The organism is Caulobacter sp. DWR1-3-2b1 (genome assembly GCF_049895765.1).
GTDB lineage: Bacteria > Pseudomonadota > Alphaproteobacteria > Caulobacterales > Caulobacteraceae > Caulobacter.
On the sequence record NZ_JAFCSZ010000069.1, the window covers coordinates 1 to 1,672 of the forward strand.

At 61.6% G+C, this 1,672-nt stretch carries 1 protein-coding gene and 2 pseudogenes; 2 read left to right on the forward strand and 1 reads right to left on the reverse strand.

Annotated features, from left to right (window positions below; translation table 11 throughout):
* A pseudogene (locus tag ACP69S_RS22010) lies at positions 1-119 on the forward strand (IS481 family transposase); the annotation flags it as partial.
* On the opposite strand, the gene ACP69S_RS22015 reads toward ACP69S_RS22010, so the two are convergent.
* Positions 116-1,243 (reverse strand): alkene reductase, encoded by a 1,128-nt coding sequence (locus tag ACP69S_RS22015; RefSeq protein WP_426000856.1) that lies wholly within the window; start codon positions 1,241-1,243, stop codon positions 116-118. The pseudogene ACP69S_RS22010 and the gene ACP69S_RS22015 sit on opposite strands and share 4 nt — an antisense overlap.
* A gap of 311 nt (positions 1,244-1,554) precedes the next feature.
* Between ACP69S_RS22015 and ACP69S_RS22020 the strand changes: the two are divergent.
* A pseudogene (locus tag ACP69S_RS22020) lies at positions 1,555-1,632 on the forward strand (hypothetical protein); the annotation flags it as partial.
* Positions 1,633-1,672: the final 40 nt, after the last annotated feature.

Consider the following 1,672-nt stretch of genomic DNA (forward strand, 5'->3'; position numbering starts at 1 on the left):
GCCGTCTGAAGACCCTCAACGGCCTGACCCCATACGAATACATCTGCAAAATCTGGACAAAAGAGCCTGAAAGATTCAACATCGATCCAACCCATCAAAGTCCGGGACCAAACATCTAGCTAGTCGAGGCCGGAACCGCGTCCATCGTCGGGTAGTCGGTATAGCCGTGCGCGCCCCCGCCATAGAGGGTCTCGCGCGCCAGGAGCGCGTTCAAAGGCCCGTTCTCCTTGAGCCGGCGAACTAAATCCGGGTTCGCGATGAATTGCCGGCCGAAAGACACAAGATCGGCTCGACCGCTGGAGACGGCATCCATCGCCATTTGGCGATCATAACCATTGTTGACCATCCAGACGCCGTCGAAGCGGTCGCGCAACGCCTGGTAGTCGAACGGCGCATAGTCCCGTGCGCCACCGGTGGCGCCTTCGACCACATGCACATAGGCCAGACCGAAGCCGTTGAGACCTTCGACCACGTGATTGAACAGCGGTTGGGGATCATTGTCCTTGGAATCACCAGCCGGCGAAACTGGCGACAGCCGCACCCCCACACGGTCCGCGCCGATCTCGGCGGTGACCGCCTTGGTGACCTCTAGGATCAAGCGGGCGCGGTTCTCAATACTGCCGCCATAGGCGTCCGTGCGATGGTTCGTGCCGCCCCGCAGGAAGGCGTCGAGCAGGTAGCCATGGGCGCCATGGAGCTCCACCCCGTCAAACCCGGCCTCGAGGGCGCGGCTTGAGGCATAGCGGAAGTCTTCGACGATGCCAGGAATTTCCGTGAGGTCCAGCGCGCGGGGCGTCGAAACGTCGACGAAGCCCTGGCCCGCGATGAAGGTCTGGGTGTTGGCCCGGATGGCGGACGGCCCAACCGGCGCTTGGCCATCCTTCTGGAAAGTCGTGTGCGACACACGGCCGGTATGCCAGAGCTGCAGGACGATGATCCCGCCCTTGGCATGCACTGCGTCCGTCACCTTTCGCCACCCCATAACCTGGAGATCGCTGTAGCAGCCAGGCGTATCGGAATAGCCCTGCGCCTGAGCCGAGATCTGAGTAGCCTCGGCGATGATCAGGCCGGCTGAAGCGCGCTGCGCATAATACTCGGCGGCATAGGCGCTGGGGATCAGGCCTGGCCCCGCGCGATTGCGGGTAAGGGGCGCCATCACGATCCGGTTGGAGAGTTGAAAGGCTCCGACCGTCGCCGTTTCGAAGAGGGCTTCTGGCGACCGCGTGGGGTGAGGCTTGTTCATAATCTTGGGCCCAGAATGGTAGGGTGAAGATGGTAGGTCTGACATGGACAGAGCAACAGCTTCGGATTCCACTCAGACCACGCCGCAAGCCCGATCTGGGTCTAGCGACTGATGGTTAGGTAGCTCCCCAGTTCGATCCATGTTCCGGCGTCCTTTCGAATGATCTTGCCGGTGAGTGTCGCAGAGCTCTTGGCGCGCCATTGGGTCTGTCGGCGCGCGTGATCTACCAGCGCCGAACCCTGCCCCGACGTCGGCGTGGAAGAAATTTGACTGCGGATAGAATCCCACCCCAAGGCATCGACCTGCGAGGGTGTACGTCGTCAGAAGTTTTGAGACAGCCGGGTCGCGGATTTAGCGGAGGGTTGGCCTCATCTGGGGTTGATATCTAGGCGGCGATTTTGCGGTGCTGCAAGCGCCGATGTTCGAGGG

Bases quoted from the DNA above. Each gene is read 5' to 3' on its own strand.
- ACP69S_RS22015 (WP_426000856.1), bottom strand. From the start codon at position 1,243: ATGAACAAGCCTCACCCCACGCGGTCGCCAGAAGCCCTCTTCGAAACG.